Origin of the sequence: Escherichia sp. 10290, from assembly GCF_030295155.1 — a bacterium.
GTDB lineage: Bacteria > Pseudomonadota > Gammaproteobacteria > Enterobacterales > Enterobacteriaceae > Escherichia > Escherichia coli_F.
The window spans coordinates 2,212,939-2,230,247 of the sequence record NZ_AP025741.1 but is presented as its reverse complement, the minus strand read 5'-3'; the positions used below and the strand labels follow the sequence as shown (position 1 = coordinate 2,230,247).

Here is a 17,309-nt window from a genome sequence, read left to right as displayed (position 1 = left end):
CTGCATTAGGGGATAATCAGATGTCCTTCACTCGACGCAAATTTGTTCTGGGGATGGGAACAGTAATCTTTTTTACTGGTTCAGCGTCTTCTCTGTTAGCGAACACGAGGCAAGAAAAGGAAGTTCGGTATGCCATGATTCATGACGAGTCACGGTGCAATGGCTGTAATATTTGCGCCCGCGCATGCCGTAAAACCAATCATGTCCCCGCTCAGGGAAGCCGTTTATCGATAGCACACATACCGGTCACCGATAACGACAACGAAACGCAGTATCACTTTTTTCGCCAGTCATGCCAGCACTGTGAAGATGCTCCTTGCATCGACGTTTGCCCAACAGGAGCGTCATGGCGTGATATGCAGGGGATCGTGCGGGTAGAAAAATCGCAGTGCATCGGCTGCAGTTATTGCATTGGCGCTTGCCCGTACCAGGTTCGCTACCTTAACCCTGTCACTAAAGTTGCAGATAAATGTGATTTCTGCGCTGAGTCCCGACTGGCAAAAGGCTTTCCGCCCATTTGCGTCAGCGCCTGTCCGGAACACGCATTGATCTTTGGTCGCGAAGATAGCCCAGAAATTCAGGCGTGGTTGCAGGAAAATAAATACTATCAATATCAGCTACCTGGTGCCGGGAAACCGCATCTGTATCGCCGATTCGGTCAACATTTGATTAAAAAGGAAAATGTATGAACCCGTCGCAACATGCTGAACAGTTTCAGAGCCAGTTGGCGAACTATGTGCCACAGTTCACTCCCCAATTTTGGCCGGTGTGGTTGATCATTGCTGGACTATTGCTGGTAGGGATGTGGTTTGTGCTGGGGCTGCATGCCTTGCTTCGTGCTCGTGGCGTGAAGAAATCAGCCACCGACCATGGTGAGAAGGTTTATCTTTACAGCAAAGCGGTCAGATTATGGCACTGGTCGAATGCGTTACTCTTTGTATTGTTGCTGGCAAGTGGGCTGATAAATCACTTTGCGCTGGTGGGCGCAACTGCGGTTAAAAGTCTGGTTGCGGTGCATGAAGTTTGCGGATTTTTGTTACTGGCATGCTGGCTCGGCTTTGTTCTGATCAATGCCGTTGGGGGTAATGGTCACCACTATCGCATTCGTCGTCAGGGGTGGCTGGAGCGAGCGGCAAAACAAACGCGATTCTATTTGTTTGGCATTATGCAGGGGGAAGAACATCCTTTCCCGGCAACAACCCAGTCTAAATTTAATCCCTTACAGCAGGTTGCCTATATTGGTGTCATGTATGGATTGCTGCCGTTGTTACTATTGACGGGGCTGCTGTGTCTCTATCCGCAAGCCGTGGGAGATGTGTTTCCTGGCGTAAGATACTGGTTATTGCAGGCGCATTTTGCTCTGGCATTTATAAGCCTCTTTTTTATCTTCGGTCATCTTTATCTTTGCACCACGGGGCGTACGCCACACGAAACCTTTAAAAGCATGGTCGATGGCTATCACCGGCACTAACGAATGATCATTACACGAGCAGACCTGCGAGAATGGCGTATCGGAGCGGTGATGTATCGCTGGTTCCTGCGCCATTTCCCACGCGGCGGTAGTTATGCCGATATTCATCATGCACTTATTGAGGAAGGATATACGGACTGGGCGGAGAGTCTGGTTGAGTATGCGTGGAAAAAATGGCTGGCGGATGAAAACTTCGCGCATCAGGAAGTTTCTTCTATGCAAAAACTGGCCATAGATCCCGGAGATAGACCATTTTGCAGTCAGTTTGCCCGCAGCGACGATCATGCTCGCATCGGCTGTTGTGAGGATAATGCCAGAATCGCAACTGCTGGGTATGCCGCGCAAATTGCCAGTATGGGTTATAGCGTGCGGATTGGAAGTGTCGGCTTTAACAGTCACATTGGCAGCTCCGGTGAACGCGCACGGGTTGCTGTAACCGGTAATTCTTCGCGGATAAGCAGCGCTGGAGATAGTAGTCGGATTGCGAATACCGGAATGCGAGTACGCGTTTGCACATTGGGTGAACGGTGTCATGTCGCCAGTAATGGTGACCTGGTGCAAATCGCCAGCTTTGGCGCAAACGCCAGAATTGCCAACAGCGGCGACAATGTACACATCATTGCCAGCGGTGAAGATTCAACAATAGTGAGCACGGGCGTGGTCGACTCAATTATTCTCGGGCCAGGGGGAAGCGCCGCACTGGCATATCATGACGGCGAAAGAGTTCGCTTCGCCGTCGCCATTGAAGGTGAAAACAATATTCGAGCCGGAGTCCGCTATCGCCTTAATGAACAGCATCAGTTTGTTGAGTGCTGATAGCTTTACATTTGATCAAACGAAAGACGCCGACGAGCACGGGATGCAGGCTTTACGACCGCCTGAGCCATCGCCTCACCAATTTCTGCACATGCCGTAAGTCCCTGTACGAATGGCCGGTCGTGCATCAACCAGGGCAACGCGCCGAACGCTACGCGCCCACGAATTTCTTCGGGTTGCTGTAGCGTATAATCTTCGCCAACATCAGGGATTTCATCCCCTGTTTTCTGTAATTGTTCGCGTAGTCCAGGGAAAGGAATATCTTTCACTTTAAGCGGACGCTGCCCGCGGGCATCAATAAAAACGTCAAACGAGTAGCTATCGTCTTCCGTTTTCAGGACGGTGCGCGACTCATTAATTTCCATTTCGTAGTCTTCACCGAGGGCGAGAATATGAATGATTCCCGCTTCACGTAAGGCCAGTAGTCGACGAATAGACTCTGAAGGGATTGCCGCATAATTATCGATGAAAACCCGGGCAAGGCCTTTACTGAACCGTTTATGGTCGTGTTCATTCAGATGAGGAACAATTTCCTGTACGGCTTCATGCAGGCGCAGAATGACATAACGCCAGGGAACAGTATGTTTTTCTCGTTTATTGCGTTCGACTTCCTGGAGATTTTTTTCTGCCCAGTCGAATGGGTCGCGTTGTTTGCGCTCGGCAAACCAGGCTTGAGCAAAGGAATCGACATTCAGGCTCTCTAAGGCTATGCGTTGGCTCCAGTCTGGATCAGCAAATTTGATTTCCTCTACTATTAATTCGAATACTCGATCCAAAAGGCCCTCTTCGCCTTTTTGAATCTCCGCATTTAATGCCTGTTCAGTGACGATGTGTAAGGGCTCGTAGGGAATAGGGCAATAGAAATCGGCTTCGGGTAAAATACCCGTGCGCGACATCAACGTAATATTTAGCTTTTCACTTGCGTTATCGCGGTGAAAAACGACGTGTTGTTTATCATCTTCAATGAACGAACCATGCTGAATAGCCACTGCCATTGCCGCATCCAGTCCGCTCAAGGATGTTCCCATAATACCCACGTTACACGCATCGACCTTTGCTTCCATCAGGCCTGACCACGGGCTGGGAAAATACGTTCTGGTTGCTTCTTCTTCATCAGGCCAGACGTGACCCGTCGCGATCACCGCTAAATCAAACGTCTCGCTGGGTAAATCCTGATTTGTAGCGAGCATGACGCCAGCATTTATAATTTGCAGATCGGTAACCTGGCATGATTCATAAACAGCCACTGCAAATTTTTGCTGTCGTGCCTGGTCTACTAATCGTAAAAATTGATCGCGGAAATATTCGCCCAGCAGAATTCGCGGTAAAAACTGGCGATCGTGCAAGGTTTCTTTTTTAACGCCATAACGCTGGAGATGGCTGGCTTCTTGCTTTTGTAGCCATTCGAGATACGTACAATAAATCGGCGGTATTTCAATACTGGCAATATTTGCCAGCATCAGTTTTGAGTTTTCCTCATCACTGTATGGCATCCCGACACCGGCTTCGTCAGCCTGCTCGAAGATAGAAATAGAAAGTGGAGTTTGTTGCTGTAGAAGCGAGAATAAGGTGTAGATCCCCGTAGGCCCGGCACCCACAATAGCAATTTTTTTCATTGTTACTTACCTGTACGCATTCTTTCGAATTTAGTGTTATCAGATAAGTTTGGTTGAAATTTTTAGAATTTGAGAAATTTCAGACAGGGATGAAAAGGGCGCTAACCGCCCTTGGTTAAAATCTGTCAGGCGAGTTTTGCCTGATTGATTTGACTCAGTGGCTCATTGACATCGAAAACTTTGGCGACAACTTCCTCAACGCCGAGATTTTTCAGTCGGGCAGTATGTTTTTCCAGATAGGCAAGGGCGCTTTTTTCATCAGTGAAAAGGTAGATCCCACCGGCTTCGTGGTTCTTTTCACTTTCTGTCCATACCTTCCACAGAAAACCAGGTTCCTGATTAATTGACTCAGCAAGCGGTTTAAGCTGCTCAGCCATTGCGTCGCCAAATGGGCCATTAAAAGCAAAATGAAGTTGTAACAAAGTTGCCATAGCGATTCTCCTTCTGATAACGCATACGAAGACAGTGTAAATCTTTTAACGTATTGGATACAGAGAAGAAACAGAGGGAAAAAGGAGAAGACCAGATTAAGAAAATCTGGTGCGTCCGAGTGGACTCGAACCACCGACCCCCACCATGTCAAGGTGGTGCTCTAACCAACTGAGCTACGGACGCAGGATGGTGCGTTCAATTGGACTCGAACCAACGACCCCCACCATGTCAAGGTGGTGCTCTAACCAACTGAGCTATGAACGCAACGTTGTAGGTGACAACGGGGACGAATATTAGCGGCAGAGTGGGAAGGTGGCAAGAGGCAAAACGTATTTTTCTGCGGTATTTCGACCGTTTGCAGAGCTTTTAAGCAAATTGGCTATATTTTGTTGATTTGCAAGGGCGATTTTTATTCAGGATCGCATTTACATCTGACACAACCCAATAATCTTTATCAGAGTTTAAACAGAGTTGTTTGCCACCATCTCAAAATCTGTCGTGGATAAATCCTCCGTAGCCTTTACACTTAGGTAGCAATAAAGGCACACAGATGCAGCAAAGGAATAAATCATGGGATCTGATGCGAAAAACTTGATGAGCGACGGGAACGTGCAAATTGTTAAGACCGGCGAGGTCATTGGCGCGACGCAACTTACTGAAGGTGAGTTAATTGTTGAAGCTGGCGCAAGAGCCGAAAATACCGTGGTCACGGGGGCCGGTTGGTTGAAAGTGGCAACCGGTGGGATCGCCAAATGCACACAGTACGGCAACAATGGCACGCTATCGGTCAGTGACGGTGCCATTGCCACAGATATTGTTCAGTCAGAGGGAGGCGCAATTAGTCTCTCTACGCTCGCTACGGTTAATGGCCGCCATCCAGAAGGTAAATTTAGCGTTGATCAAGGTTATGCCTGCGGTTTGTTGCTGGAAAATGGCGGTAACCTGCGTGTACTGGAAGGCCATCGCGCGGAAAAAATCATTCTCGATCAAGAGGGCGGCCTGTTGGTCAATGGGACAACCTCAGCGGTCGTGGTAGATGAAGGTGGTGAATTGTTGGTGTATCCAGGTGGGGAAGCCAGCAATTGTGAGATTAATCAGGGCGGCGTTTTTATGCTGGCGGGGAAAGCCAGTGATACATTGCTTGCTGGTGGCACCATGAATAATCTCGGTGGTGAAGACTCTAACACTATTGTTGAGAATGGAGCCATTTATCGTCTGGGGACGGATGGCCTTCAGCTCTATAGTTCCGGTAAGACGCAAAACCTGTCCGTTAATGTGGGTGGTCGGGCTGAAGTGCATGCTGGTGCGCTGGAAAACGCGGTAATACAAGGTGGGACAGTGATCTTGTTGTCACCCACCAGCGCGGACGAAAATTTTGTCGTAGAGGAAGATCGCGCACCGGTTGAACTGACCGGGAGTGTTGCATTACTGGACGGCGCTTCAATGATTATTGGCTATGGCGCAGATCTGCAACAATCATCGATTACTGTACAGCAGGGCGGTGTGTTGATTTTCGATGGCAGCACGGTAAAAGGTGACAGTGTCACTTTCAATATTGGTAACATCAATCTGAATGGTGGAAAACTGTGGCTGATCACTGATGCGGCAACGCATGTGCAACTGAAAGTGAAACACCTGCGCGGAGAGGGAGCGATTTGCCTGCAAACCAGTGCGAAAGAAATTTCACCTGACTTCATCAATGTGAAAGGGGAAGTTAACGGTGATATACACGTTGAGATAACCGATGCCAGTCGGCAAACTCTGTGTAACGCACTGAAACTACAGCCAGACGAAGACGGGATTGGCGCAACGCTCCAGCCTGCGTAAAAACACAGGCGCAACCCGTGAAGGTTGCGCCTTGTCTTTATTAGCGGGACGCTCGTTGCAGAATGATGGCTGACGGCAGACGTTGCAGGAAACGCATTCGCAGCATCATCATAATAGCTGCCGATGTCAGGCCGATAATAAACCCTATCCAGAAGCCTGCTGGCCCCATAGGCTCAACAACCAGATCGGTCAGTGCCAGAATATAGCCGCTTGGCAAGCCCAGCACCCAGTAAGCCGTAAAGGTGATATAGAAAATGGAACGCGTATCTTTATATCCACGCAAAATCCCACTGCCAATGACCTGGATTGAGTCAGAAATCTGATATACCGCCGCCAGCAACATCAAATGCGCAGCCAGCGTTACAACCTCGGGATTGTCGTTGTACAACAGGGCGATTTGCTCCCGCAGTGAAACCGTGAATATGGCCGTCAGGGTTGCCATACAGACACCCACCATAAGCCCGGTCCGCGCAGCGGTTTGCGCATCCAGCGTTGAGCCCTGACCCAGACGATAACCTACGCGGATGGTTACCGCTGCCGCCAGCGACATGGGAAGTACGAACATCAGTGAACTAAAGTTCAGGGCAATCTGATGTCCTGCGACATCAACAATACCGAGCGGAGACACTAACAGAGCCACGACGGCAAACAGCGTTACTTCAAAGAACAGTGCCAGTGCAATCGGCAAACCGAGTTGAATCAGTCGTTTCATAACCGCAGGATCGGGCTTCGCGGTGCCTTTTTCGTTACGAATATCGCGCATCGAGCGGGCGCGTTTAATGTAAGAAACCATGGCAAGGAACATGACCCAATACACCGCCGCAGTAGCCACGCCACAACCAACGCCACCGAGCTCAGGCATACCGAAATGACCATAAATAAAGATATAGTTCACCGGAATGTTCACCAGCAGGCCGATAAAGCCCATCACCATACCCGGCTTGGTTTTTGCCAGACCTTCACACTGGTTACGGGCAACCTGGAAGAACAGATAGCCCGGTGCGCCCCACAGCAATGCGCGCAAATAACCCACGGCTTTGTCCGCCAGAGCCGGGTCGATATTTTCCATAGATCGGATAATGTAACCCGCATTCCACAGCACCAGCATAATAAGAACGGAAACAAAACCTGCCAGCCAGAACCCTTGTCGCACCTGATGCGCAATGCGCTCACGTCGACCGGAACCATTTAATTGCGCGATAACCGGCGTTAATGCCAGCAGCAGCCCGTGACCAAAGAGGATCGCCGGAAGCCAGATAGAAGTACCGATAGCGACCGCCGCCATGTCGGTGGCACTATAGCCGCCCGCCATCACGGTATCGACAAAACCCATCGCAGTTTGGGCGATTTGCGCGAGAATCACCGGGATTGCTAATGCTAATAACAGACGCGCTTCACTGATATACTTCTGCACGTGAACACCTTTTATTTGTAATTATATGAGAGACTAAAAAGCCGCCTGAATGGGCAGCAAAAAGAAGAAGCAGGGGAAATTCAGTCTATTGTAGCGAGGATTTATTAATTCTCCAGTGAAAAAATAGCCATTCTTACCCCTTCACTGGTAAGGGCGTTTTCCACCTGCTATTGTGCTGAACAGAATGTCTTAACTGATTTCAGGAGTTGTGAGTATGTTTACGGGGATTGTACAGGGCATCGCAAAACTGGTGTCGATTGACGAGAAACCAAATTTTCGCACACATGTGGTTGAGTTACCTGACTACATGCTGGACGGGCTGGAAACCGGTGCGTCCGTGGCGCATAACGGTTGCTGCCTGACCGTAACGGAAATTAACGGCAACCATGTCAGTTTTGACCTGATGAAAGAAACGTTACGCATTACTAATCTTGGCGATTTAAATGTGGGGGATTGGGTAAACGTTGAGCGTGCGGCGAAATTCAGCGATGAAATTGGCGGACACTTAATGTCAGGTCATATTATGACCACCGCTGAAGTGGCGAAAATATTAACCTCGGAAAATAATCGTCAGATCTGGTTTAAAGTCCAGGATAGTCAGTTGATGAAATATATCCTGTACAAAGGATTTATTGGCATCGACGGTATTAGCCTGACCGTCGGCGAAGTCACGCCAACGCGTTTTTGCGTCCATTTAATTCCGGAAACACTGGAACGCACTACCCTTGGGAAGAAAAAACTCGGCGCACGCGTCAACATTGAAATCGATCCACAAACTCAGGCAGTGGTAGATACGGTAGAACGTGTGCTGGCGGCACGAGAAAATGCCATGAATCAACCAGGTACAGAAGCCTGATCTGAAATCGCCCCCGGAGCGGGGGCGATAGAATAGCCTCTAGCGAGCGACTCGAAGGCCGTTTTCGACTCCGCGAGAGAACACCACCTGCCAGAGCTGAATATCACGGGCGCGGAAAGCACCTGCACAGGCATTCAGATAATAGGTAAACATCCGTTTAAAGCGTTCACTGTAGTTATCCGCAATTTCTGGCCATGCAGCGAGGAAACGTTCATACCACGCCATCAACGTAGTATCGTAATCAGCACCGAAGTTATGCCAGTCTTCCATCACAAAGTGGGGTTCGCTGGACTGAGCAATCTGGCGTACAGAGGGCAGGCAACCGTTCGGGAAAATATATTTATTAATCCAGGGATCAACATTCAGATCGGTTTTTTTCGAACCGATAGTATGGAGCAGGAATATACCTTCCGGTTTCAAATTACGATCCACCACCGCAAAATAGGTATCGTAATTTTTCGGTCCGACGTGCTCGAACATCCCCACAGAAACAATACGATCAAACTGGTCGTTCAGGTCACGATAATCTTGCAGCAAAATGGTGACATCCAGGCCTTCACAGCGTTCCTGAGCCATTTTTTGCTGTTCAGCAGAAATGGTGACGCCCACCACGCTTACGTCATAGTTAGACGCCATGTAATGCGCCAGTCCGCCCCAACCACAGCCAATATCCAGTACGCGCATCCCTGGTTTTAACTGCAATTTTTCACAAATCATTTTGAGCTTCGCCTGCTGGGCAGATTCCAGATTATCGGCATCTTTCCAGTAAGCGCAGGAATATTGCATGAACGGATCAAGCATGCGACTGAATAAGTCATTACCCAAATCGTAATGCTCTTTGCCGACTATCCAGGCACGTTTTTTACTCTGCAGATTGAAGAGACGAGCGCTGGCAATACGCAGCGTGTCTTTGAAATGATGGGGGAGTTGGTTCTCGAGACCTGCGCGTAAGACTTTGCTAAAAAACATATCCAGTCGGTCACATTCCCACCAGCCATCCATATAACTTTCGCCTAACCCCAACGATCCTTCCTGCAGAACGCGTTTAAAAAAATCGGGATTTTTCACACGAATATCCGCCGGGGCAGAACCGTTAATGGCTATACCGGCACGGCTAAGTAATTCGTTGGCGATACGGTACCAGTTGTCATCCGGTACGCTGACTTCTTCTATACACGATGAACTCATAGTTTCTCCATCACTGGTCGGTGATCAGAACCTTAAAACAGCGTAGACGCTTTTTGGGCTTTGTGAGAAATCTCGCAGAAAAAACTGCGAGTCTATAATCCGACGTAGAACAGAGGGAAAGGAGGAACCCTTGCCGAAATGACCATCCATAGTGAGTAGGGAACGTTCCTGTCCCCATAAAAACATAATATTTATCGTAGTCTTAACAACTCGAAATTAGTATAGGCCGCTAATTTCAATCATACAACAAAATTTTGTTAGCAGCCTAAGTATAAGCATATCGATATAGATCAGTGTGATTCGCTATGCGCCACTTCGGCATTGCCATGGCTCTGGCAATCCACTTCTTCACTGCGTTGCATCATGTAACCGAGAGCGACCAGCACTACTGTTGATAACATCACGCTGGTGGTGGTGAGCAATGGCGTACTGATACTGATAAGCCAGGACACTACCAGACTTGCGAGGAAGCACAGACCCAGTTGTAGAGTGTTCTGCAACGCTGCGGCGCGACCAGTTGCATGTGGGAAAGGACGCAGTGCCTGGGCGACAACAATCGGGTAGATCGCGCCGTTGGCAATCGCCATCACACAGAATGGGATCAGGATTTCGGCCAGCGACACATGGCTAATGAAGCCCGCAGCCCAGGTCGCAATGACGCTGACAGCAAACAGCACCAGCAACCACGGTAATAACTGCTTGCCTTGCCATTTTTGTAGTGCGGCGCGACAGCCATAGCCACCAATCAGAAACGCGATAGTTTGCGGGACATAGCTTAAACCAATCACTGCCGGGCTGTAACCCATTTCGCTAAGGATGAACGGTGAACCGGTCAGCCATGCAAAAAAACTGGCTGAACAGGCCGCGTAAATCAGCACGTTGCCGCGATAGGTTTTAGAACGTAGCAGATCGGTAAAGGTCAGACCATCCTGACTATTGTTACGGGCCTTCGTCGTGGGTTTAAGCCAGAAAATAGGCAAAATCAGTACCACGGTAATGGCAAACAGTGTGGCGAAAATCGCCTGCCAGGAAAAATGGACCAGAAGCCAACTTCCTAAAAGAGGAGCCAGTGCCGGAGATAGACCCACTAGCGGCATGATGGTCGCAAAAATACGGTTAACTTTCTGTGAAGGATAATAATCCGTCACTAACGCTTGCCAGATAACCGCCGCGGCGCAGACACCTATAGCCTGTACAAAACGCAATACCAGCAGCGTGGCGGCGTTTTCAACCCACAGCATCCCCATACTACCTAACGCAAAAATTGTCAGGCCGATTAATAACACCGGTTTACGACCATAACGGTCGGAGAGCGGCCCCCACAGAAGCTGGGCTGCGGCAAATCCGGCAAGGAACAGACTAAGGCTGGCACTGACAGCAGACGCAGGCGTTTGCAGGTCGGCCTGTATGGCGGCGAAAGCAGGCAGATACATATCGGTTGCCAGAAAACCGAGTACGCTCAAACCTGCCAGCCAGACTAAAAATCTTTTCCCAGGTTGCATGTATATTCTCTAAATCTCTCAATTAAACACCGCCGCAAAGTGTAGGGAGTGAAATTAGTGTTGTGAAACGGTAATATTTGATGACTGGTTTCAAAAATTTTGCAGGCAGACTATGTGGTCAGAATATTCACTCGAAGTTGTTGATGCGGTAGCGCGTAATGGTAGTTTTAGCGCTGCAGCCCAGGAGTTGCATCGCGTTCCTTCTGCGGTCAGCTATACCGTGCGTCAGCTGGAAGAGTGGCTGGCGGTGCCGCTGTTTGAACGACGTCACCGTGATGTGGAACTGACCGCTGCCGGGGCGTGGTTTCTCAAAGAAGGGCGCTCTGTTGTCAAAAAAATGCAGATCACTCGGCAGCAATGTCAGCAGATAGCGAACGGCTGGCGCGGTCAGTTAGCTATCGCAGTGGATAATATTGTCAGACCAGAACGTACACGGCAGATGATCGTTGATTTTTATCGCCATTTTGATGATGTCGAACTTCTTGTCTTTCAGGAAGTGTTTAACGGTGTCTGGGATGCGCTTTCCGACGGGCGCGTGGAACTGGCGATTGGCGCAACACGCGCGATTCCGGTAGGCGGTCGTTATGCCTTCCGGGATATGGGGATGCTAAGCTGGAGTTGCGTTGTTGCCAGCCACCACCCGCTGGCGTTGATGGATGGCCCGTTCAGCGATGATACGTTGCGCAACTGGCCGTCATTGGTGCGCGAAGACACCTCGCGAACGCTACCTAAACGTATTACCTGGTTGCTGGATAACCAAAAAAGACTTGTCGTGCCTGACTGGGAATCATCGGCAACCTGTATCTCGGCAGGATTATGCATAGGGATGGTGCCAACACATTTCGCCAAACCGTGGCTTAATGAGGGGAAGTGGGTAGCATTAGAACTGGAAAACCCCTTTCCGGATTCGGCATGTTGTCTGACATGGCAGCAAAATGATATGTCGCCTGCGTTAACCTGGTTGCTTGAGTATCTCGGCGATAGTGAGACGCTGAATAAGGAGTGGCTGCGGGAGCCGGAAGAGACTCCCGCAACGGGTGATTAACGACGATAGTCTCGGAACGGGCCGTCAGCCACGGAGCGGCGTTCAATCAAGCGCGGATGCACTTCAATGGACTGCGGTTCTTCACGTTTGTTGACGATACGATCCAACAGCATGTTGAACGCTGTTTCACCCAGCGAATCTTTTGGCTGATGGATCGTGGTCAGCGCCGGCGTAAAATAGCGGGCGTTGCGCACGTTATCATAACCGATCAGCGAAACATCCTGCGGGACGCGCAGACCCATTTCATCAGCAGCACAAAGTGCGCCCATTGCCATGATATCGCCACCACAGAAGACGGCAGTAGGGCGATGCGGCTGCGACAGTATTTGCTGCATGGCGCGATAACCGGATTCAGGTTCAAAGTCACCCTGTACAATCCAGCTTTCCGGCACTTTGATCATCGCTTCTTCCATTGCCTTCATAAAACCGGCAAGGCGGCCTGCACCAGTGTTACGTTCCAGAGGACCGGGGATAACGCCGATTTCACGGTGACCACGTTCAATCAGATAACGCCCGGCCATGTAGCCGCCTTCAAACGCGTTATCAATGACTGCATCGGTAAAGTCTGCCTTTGCTTCACCCCAGTCCATCACCACCATTGGGATATGGCGATACTCTTCCAGCATCGCCAGCAGCGGCTCTGGGTACTCAGAACACATCACCAGCAGACCATCGACGCGTTTTTGCGCCATCATCGACAGATAAGCCCGCTGTTTCTCAAGATTGTTCCACGCATTACCCAGAATCAGGGTGTAACCTTTCTGGAAGCAATTTTTTTCAACCGCTTCAATGATCTCGGCAAAATAGGCCGCTTCGCTGCTGGTCGCCAGCAAACCGATAGACTTGGTGTGGTTAACCTTCAGGCTACGCGCCACCGCGCTAGGGGAGTAGTGTAATTCTTTAATCGCTGCCCACACGGCGTTGCGCGTTTCTTCAGCGACGAAACGTGTTTTGTTGATTACGTGTGACACAGTTGTAGTGGAAACGTTTGCTCGTTTCGCTACATCTTTTATTGTTGCCATTCCATTTCACTCCAGACCCTAACTTCAGCTCCTGCAAAATCGCAAGGTAAACGTTTGCCTTTACACACCTTACGCACAACAAAAATGTTGCGGTACGCCGGAAAAACGACACGGAGCGTCAGGAAGGGGTCAATGGCCAGTACGCAAATAGTGTAAGCGTGGAATTTTGGCCGATCTTGACGAAAAGGGGAAGTGGTAAAAACACTTATCATTATAAATGACGGGAGATTTTTTCATCACAGTGTGTAAAAATGCGTAATATCACTTTTTGTGTGGTAATAAAAAAGGAGAAAACTTGATGAGCACCGACCTTAAATTTTCACTGGTAACAACAATTATCGTCCTCGGTTTGATCGTGGCCGTGGGTTTGACTGCCGCGCTGCACTGATTTCCTCTCGAGGGAGCGCGTTCTCCCTCGCATCTCCTTCCTGTTTGTTAGCAAAATGGCAAAAGTGTTTTCTCTTTTTGTTATTTTCATTTTTTTGTGATTGCTGTCATGCTTTCGCCACTTTAATGAATATCGCGTAATGACGCGAAGAGGTGGAGATAAGGCATGAAAATTAACTATCCGTTGCTGGCGCTGGCGATTGGCGCGTTTGGTATCGGGACAACGGAGTTCTCGCCAATGGGCTTGTTGCCCGTCATTGCGCGCGGTGTGGATGTCTCGATTCCCGCTGCCGGAATGTTAATCAGTGCCTATGCAGTTGGCGTAATGGTGGGCGCGCCGCTGATGACGCTTCTACTTTCTCATCGTGCCCGCCGCAGTGCGTTGATTTTCCTGATGGCGATTTTCACGCTCGGCAACGTACTTTCCGCCATCGCGCCGGATTATATGACCCTGATGCTTTCACGCATTTTGACCAGCCTGAATCACGGAGCATTTTTTGGTTTGGGTTCAGTCGTGGCCGCAAGCGTGGTGCCAAAACATAAACAGGCCAGCGCAGTTGCCACTATGTTTATGGGGTTAACCCTGGCAAATATCGGTGGCGTGCCGGCGGCGACCTGGTTGGGTGAAACCATCGGCTGGCGGATGTCATTTCTGGCAACGGCGGGGCTGGGCGTGATTTCAATGGTAAGTCTGTTCTTCTCATTACCTAAAGGTGGCGCAGGGGCGCGACCTGAAGTGAAAAAAGAGCTGGCGGTATTAATGCGTCCGCAGGTGCTGTCTGCATTGCTGACGACGGTGCTGGGAGCTGGCGCCATGTTTACCCTCTACACCTATATCTCTCCGGTACTGCAAAGTATTACCCACGCAACACCGGTGTTCGTCACGGCAATGCTGGTGCTGATTGGTGTCGGGTTCTCTATTGGGAACTATCTCGGCGGCAAACTGGCAGATCGTTCAGTTAACGGCACGTTGAAAGGCTTTTTGTTGCTGCTGATGGTGATTATGCTGGCAATCCCGTTCCTGGCCCGCAATGAGTTTGGCGCAGCTATTAGCATGGTGGTGTGGGGAGCAGCAACCTTTGCGGTCGTACCGCCGTTACAGATGCGCGTGATGCGTGTCGCCAGTGAAGCGCCTGGTCTGTCTTCATCAGTCAATATTGGTGCCTTTAATCTAGGAAATGCGCTGGGAGCAGCTGCTGGTGGTGCGGTAATTTCCGCTGGGCTGGGATACAGTTTTGTGCCGGTGATGGGGGCGATTGTCGCGGGACTGGCATTATTGCTGGTGTTTATGTCAGCCAGAAAACAACCTGAGGCAGTTTGCGTTGCCAACAGCTAATTAAACAAAAACGCAGAAGGATAACCTTCTGCGTTACAGTTGCTGGCAACGTGCGATTTATCTTGCCGGATGCGGTGTTAACGCTTCATCCGAGTTGGCATGGTAAGCGAAGCGCATCAGGCAATGTTGCATTTGCCATCAGTTATTATGCAGCGAGATTTTTTGCTACGAATTCCCAGTTCACCAGCGCCCAGAAGTGCTCCAGATAGCCAGGACGTGCATTGCGATAGTCGATGTAATAAGCGTGTTCCCAGACATCAACGGTCAGCAGTGGAGTCGCATCGGTGGTCAGCGGAGTACCCGCGTTAGAGGTTGAAACGATAGCCAGTTTGCCATCGCTGTTTTTCACCAGCCAGGTCCAGCCAGAACCAAAGTTTTTGATTGCTGCATCAGTAAACTGTGCTTTGAAATCGGCAAAGCTGCCAAAAGATGCGGCGATAGCTTCAGCGACTTTTCCAGTCGGTTCGCCACCCGCGTTCGGTGCCAGGCAGTTCCAGTAGAAAGTATGGTTCCAGACCTGAGCTGCGTTGTTGAATACGCCACCTTCAGAGCTGCGAATAATCTCTTCCAGTGATTTACCTTCAAACGCGGTACCTTTAATCAGGTTGTTCAGGTTAGTGACATAAGTCTGATGATGCTTGCCGTAGTGATACTCGATGGTTTCCGCAGAAATGTGCGGTGCCAGAGCATCTTTAGCATATGGTAGTGCAGGTAATTCGAATGACATTGCTACTCTCCTTTATTATTAATTTGCATACGTACAATAGCCTTATTGTGCGTATGGATAGGGTAGCAAATTAAAAGGTGAGACAAAAGATGAACTTACCCTGTTGCCGTAACAACAGGGTAAAGTTTTAGCGAAGTGTTTTTGGGGTCATTACCCGGCGAGCGCCAACATAGTGGCGCTGCCAGTAGTCTTCACTGAGAGAAGTGATTTGAATTTCCTGACCCGTACGCGGTGACTGAATAAATTTGCCGTTGCCGACATACACGCCGACATGATCGGCTGTACCGCGTCCCTGAGTACGGAAGAAGACCAGGTCGCCGTTTTTCAGTTCACTACGTTCGATAGGTGCTGCATCACGCAGGTGATACATTTCATTCGCCGTACGCGGAATACGAATTTTTACCAAATCTTTATAAGCGTAATAAACCAGACCGCTGCAATCAAAACCGGTACGCGGTGAGCTGCCACCCCAACGATATGGCTTACCAATTTGCTGCATCAGTTTATTCATTGCCACTTTTGTGGCTTTTTGCACCTTCGCTTTGTGTGCGTCGGCAAGGGTTCCTGACGCGGCATTTTTGACTTTCACACAATGCGATTTATAGCCCTTACGTTTGGTACACTTTTCGGTAAAGCTGGCTGAGGCCGTTTTATTGACGACGTGTTTGCTGCGAGTTTTGGCGTTTTTAGAAGCGGTAATGGAAGATTTTTTAACGGAGGAAGCGGTTTTGCTTTTGGTCGTACTTTTACTGGCGGCTTTTTTCGCTGTTTTCTGGCTGGCTTTCTGGGTCTTTTTGGTGGTTGCCGTGCTTTTCTTTTTATCTGCTTTTTTGGTGATATGAGTGGTAGCAGAACTCTCCCTGGCTTGCTTTGAAGCATGGGCCATAGGCATTAAAGGCAGGGTGGTAAAAAGTAAAGCACAGAGCGTGATCGAAATACGGTTTATCCGCGCCACTGAGCGTCCCTCTGTTAAGGCAGGTCTATCATGCCTGCGTCTGATTTACAAAACTTGATAATTCTAATGCATAGAAGAAGAGAAAGTTAATAGCTTTTATTGTTAAAAAATACGTTTCGTCGGCGAGCGCAAAAAAATGCAGCAGTGGAAGCTAAAAATGGTTATAAATACGCCAGTTTGCCGTGCATAAGGGAAGAAACGAATATTTGAAATGCAACAAATAGAACAAAGGGATAAAATAGCAAAAGCGTGATGAAAATGTTATTTTCCGATGCCGCACTGACCCGCTACAATGTCAGATTACTGCCGTAAAGAAGTTTGAGGAAGCAAGACAATGAGCACCACTATCGAAAAAATCCAACGCCAGATTGCTGAAAACCCGATCCTGCTGTACATGAAAGGTTCACCGAAACTGCCGAGCTGCGGTTTCTCTGCCCAGGCAGTCCAGGCGCTTGCCGCATGTGGCGAACGTTTTGCCTATGTTGATATCCTGCAGAATCCGGACATTCGTGCGGAACTGCCGAAATATGCTAACTGGCCGACCTTCCCGCAACTGTGGGTTGACGGCGAGCTGGTCGGCGGTTGTGATATCGTGATCGAAATGTATCAGCGTGGCGAACTGCAGCAGCTGATCAAAGAAACTGCCGCTAAATACAAGTCTGAAGAGCCGGACGCTGAATAATCCGTCCTGCAATACTGACGGATGCGAACGGGC

At 49.4% G+C, this 17,309-nt stretch carries 17 protein-coding genes and 2 tRNA genes; 9 read left to right on the top strand and 10 right to left on the bottom strand.

Annotated elements, in window-relative coordinates:
- Positions 1–20 precede the first annotated feature (20 nt).
- The 3 genes from QUE74_RS11295 to ydhT are packed head-to-tail and all read left to right on the top strand — an operon-like array spanning position 21 to position 2,287.
- Entirely contained in the window at positions 21–689 is a 669-nt protein-coding gene (locus tag QUE74_RS11295; protein WP_050486602.1) for a 4Fe-4S dicluster domain-containing protein, read from the top strand.
- A complete protein-coding gene (gene phsC, locus QUE74_RS11290) occupies positions 686–1,471 on the top strand; it encodes a thiosulfate reductase cytochrome B subunit (protein ID WP_001070006.1) in 786 nt (261 codons plus the stop codon). Before QUE74_RS11295 ends, phsC begins: the two co-directional genes overlap by 4 nt.
- 3 nt (positions 1,472–1,474) lie before the next feature.
- Complete coding sequence (gene ydhT, locus QUE74_RS11285; RefSeq protein ID WP_000587545.1) at positions 1,475–2,287, top strand: protein YdhT; 813 nt, start codon at positions 1,475–1,477, stop codon at positions 2,285–2,287.
- Positions 2,288–2,292: 5 nt separating this feature from the next.
- Here ydhT and QUE74_RS11280 read toward each other — a convergent pair whose 3' ends face one another.
- The 4 genes from QUE74_RS11280 to QUE74_RS11265 form a co-directional block, all read right to left on the bottom strand.
- Entirely contained in the window at positions 2,293–3,903 is a 1,611-nt protein-coding gene (locus QUE74_RS11280; protein WP_000716891.1) for an FAD-NAD(P)-binding protein, read from the bottom strand.
- Positions 3,904–4,028: 125 nt separating this feature from the next.
- Positions 4,029–4,334, bottom strand: a complete 306-nt coding sequence (locus QUE74_RS11275) for a monooxygenase (RefSeq protein WP_000212657.1) — start codon at positions 4,332–4,334, stop codon at positions 4,029–4,031.
- Between the two features lie 107 nt (positions 4,335–4,441).
- Positions 4,442–4,518: transfer RNA gene (locus tag QUE74_RS11270), tRNA-Val, on the bottom strand.
- 4 nt (positions 4,519–4,522) lie between these two features.
- Positions 4,523–4,599, bottom strand: a tRNA-Val gene (locus tag QUE74_RS11265).
- Positions 4,600–4,905: 306 nt separating this feature from the next.
- Between QUE74_RS11265 and QUE74_RS11260 the strand changes: the two genes are divergently transcribed.
- Positions 4,906–6,162: an AIDA repeat-containing protein gene (locus QUE74_RS11260; protein ID WP_000534246.1), complete on the top strand. Its 1,257-nt coding sequence runs from the start codon at positions 4,906–4,908 to the stop codon at positions 6,160–6,162.
- 40 nt (positions 6,163–6,202) lie between these two features.
- On the opposite strand, the gene mdtK is transcribed toward QUE74_RS11260, so the two are convergent.
- Positions 6,203–7,576, bottom strand: coding sequence for a multidrug efflux MATE transporter MdtK (gene mdtK / locus QUE74_RS11255; RefSeq protein WP_001174940.1), 1,374 nt, complete (start codon positions 7,574–7,576; stop codon positions 6,203–6,205).
- A gap of 214 nt (positions 7,577–7,790) precedes the next feature.
- Here mdtK and QUE74_RS11250 point away from each other — a divergent pair, with 214 nt between their 5' ends.
- Positions 7,791–8,432, top strand: a complete 642-nt coding sequence (locus QUE74_RS11250) for a riboflavin synthase (protein ID WP_000493934.1) — start codon at positions 7,791–7,793, stop codon at positions 8,430–8,432.
- 39 nt (positions 8,433–8,471) lie between these two features.
- Here the strand turns inward: QUE74_RS11250 and cfa are convergent, their stop codons facing one another.
- Positions 8,472–9,620 carry a cyclopropane fatty acyl phospholipid synthase gene (cfa, locus tag QUE74_RS11245; RefSeq protein ID WP_000098911.1) on the bottom strand — a complete coding sequence of 383 codons (1,149 nt, stop codon included), beginning with the start codon at positions 9,618–9,620 and terminating at the stop codon, positions 8,472–8,474.
- Between the two features lie 290 nt (positions 9,621–9,910).
- Complete coding sequence (gene punC / locus QUE74_RS11240) at positions 9,911–11,122, bottom strand: purine nucleoside transporter PunC (RefSeq protein WP_001182379.1); 1,212 nt, start codon at positions 11,120–11,122, stop codon at positions 9,911–9,913.
- Positions 11,123–11,234: 112 nt separating this feature from the next.
- Here punC and punR point away from each other — a divergent pair, with 112 nt between their 5' ends.
- The gene (gene punR, locus QUE74_RS11235) at positions 11,235–12,167 is read left to right on the top strand and encodes a DNA-binding transcriptional activator PunR (protein WP_000269493.1); all 933 of its coding nucleotides are present in this window, start codon (positions 11,235–11,237) and stop codon (positions 12,165–12,167) included.
- Here punR and purR read toward each other — a convergent pair.
- Positions 12,164–13,189, bottom strand: coding sequence for an HTH-type transcriptional repressor PurR (gene purR / locus QUE74_RS11230; RefSeq protein ID WP_000190982.1), 1,026 nt, complete (start codon positions 13,187–13,189; stop codon positions 12,164–12,166). The genes punR and purR overlap by 4 nt on opposite strands.
- Before the next feature lie 298 nt (positions 13,190–13,487).
- On the opposite strand from purR, the gene cydH reads away from it, so the two are divergent.
- Entirely contained in the window at positions 13,488–13,577 is a 90-nt protein-coding gene (gene cydH / locus QUE74_RS11225) for a cytochrome bd-I accessory subunit CydH (RefSeq protein WP_000102278.1), read from the top strand.
- A 165-nt stretch (positions 13,578–13,742) separates the two neighbouring features.
- Positions 13,743–14,912, top strand: coding sequence for an MFS transporter (locus QUE74_RS11220; RefSeq protein WP_000701039.1), 1,170 nt, complete (start codon positions 13,743–13,745; stop codon positions 14,910–14,912).
- Positions 14,913–15,057: 145 nt separating this feature from the next.
- Here the strand turns inward: QUE74_RS11220 and sodB are convergent, their stop codons facing one another.
- Entirely contained in the window at positions 15,058–15,639 is a 582-nt protein-coding gene (gene sodB, locus QUE74_RS11215) for a superoxide dismutase [Fe] (RefSeq protein ID WP_000007283.1), read from the bottom strand.
- Between the two features lie 127 nt (positions 15,640–15,766).
- The gene (mepH, locus tag QUE74_RS11210) at positions 15,767–16,594 is read right to left on the bottom strand and encodes a peptidoglycan DD-endopeptidase MepH (protein ID WP_000101165.1); all 828 of its coding nucleotides are present in this window, start codon (positions 16,592–16,594) and stop codon (positions 15,767–15,769) included.
- Positions 16,595–16,928: 334 nt separating this feature from the next.
- Between mepH and grxD the strand changes: the two genes are divergently transcribed.
- Positions 16,929–17,276: a monothiol glutaredoxin 4 gene (gene grxD, locus QUE74_RS11205; protein WP_000108172.1), complete on the top strand. Its 348-nt coding sequence runs from the start codon at positions 16,929–16,931 to the stop codon at positions 17,274–17,276.
- The last annotated feature ends 33 nt before the right edge of the window (positions 17,277–17,309 follow it).

Excerpts from the sequence above, each read along its gene's own strand:
- QUE74_RS11295 (WP_050486602.1), top strand. The coding sequence starts at position 21 with ATGTCCTTCACTCGACGCAAATTTGTTCTGGGGATGGGAACAGTAATC.
- phsC (WP_001070006.1), top strand. The coding sequence starts at position 686 with ATGAACCCGTCGCAACATGCTGAACAGTTTCAGAGCCAGTTGGCGAAC.
- ydhT (WP_000587545.1), top strand. The coding sequence starts at position 1,475 with ATGATCATTACACGAGCAGACCTGCGAGAATGGCGTATCGGAGCGGTG.
- QUE74_RS11280 (WP_000716891.1), bottom strand. The coding sequence starts at position 3,903 with ATGAAAAAAATTGCTATTGTGGGTGCCGGGCCTACGGGGATCTACACC.
- QUE74_RS11275 (WP_000212657.1), bottom strand. The coding sequence starts at position 4,334 with ATGGCAACTTTGTTACAACTTCATTTTGCTTTTAATGGCCCATTTGGC.
- QUE74_RS11260 (WP_000534246.1), top strand. The coding sequence starts at position 4,906 with ATGGGATCTGATGCGAAAAACTTGATGAGCGACGGGAACGTGCAAATT.
- QUE74_RS11250 (WP_000493934.1), top strand. The coding sequence starts at position 7,791 with ATGTTTACGGGGATTGTACAGGGCATCGCAAAACTGGTGTCGATTGAC.
- cfa (WP_000098911.1), bottom strand. The coding sequence starts at position 9,620 with ATGAGTTCATCGTGTATAGAAGAAGTCAGCGTACCGGATGACAACTGG.
- punC (WP_001182379.1), bottom strand. The coding sequence starts at position 11,122 with ATGCAACCTGGGAAAAGATTTTTAGTCTGGCTGGCAGGTTTGAGCGTA.
- punR (WP_000269493.1), top strand. The coding sequence starts at position 11,235 with ATGTGGTCAGAATATTCACTCGAAGTTGTTGATGCGGTAGCGCGTAAT.
- purR (WP_000190982.1), bottom strand. The coding sequence starts at position 13,189 with ATGGCAACAATAAAAGATGTAGCGAAACGAGCAAACGTTTCCACTACA.
- cydH (WP_000102278.1), top strand. The coding sequence starts at position 13,488 with ATGAGCACCGACCTTAAATTTTCACTGGTAACAACAATTATCGTCCTC.
- QUE74_RS11220 (WP_000701039.1), top strand. The coding sequence starts at position 13,743 with ATGAAAATTAACTATCCGTTGCTGGCGCTGGCGATTGGCGCGTTTGGT.
- sodB (WP_000007283.1), bottom strand. The coding sequence starts at position 15,639 with ATGTCATTCGAATTACCTGCACTACCATATGCTAAAGATGCTCTGGCA.
- grxD (WP_000108172.1), top strand. The coding sequence starts at position 16,929 with ATGAGCACCACTATCGAAAAAATCCAACGCCAGATTGCTGAAAACCCG.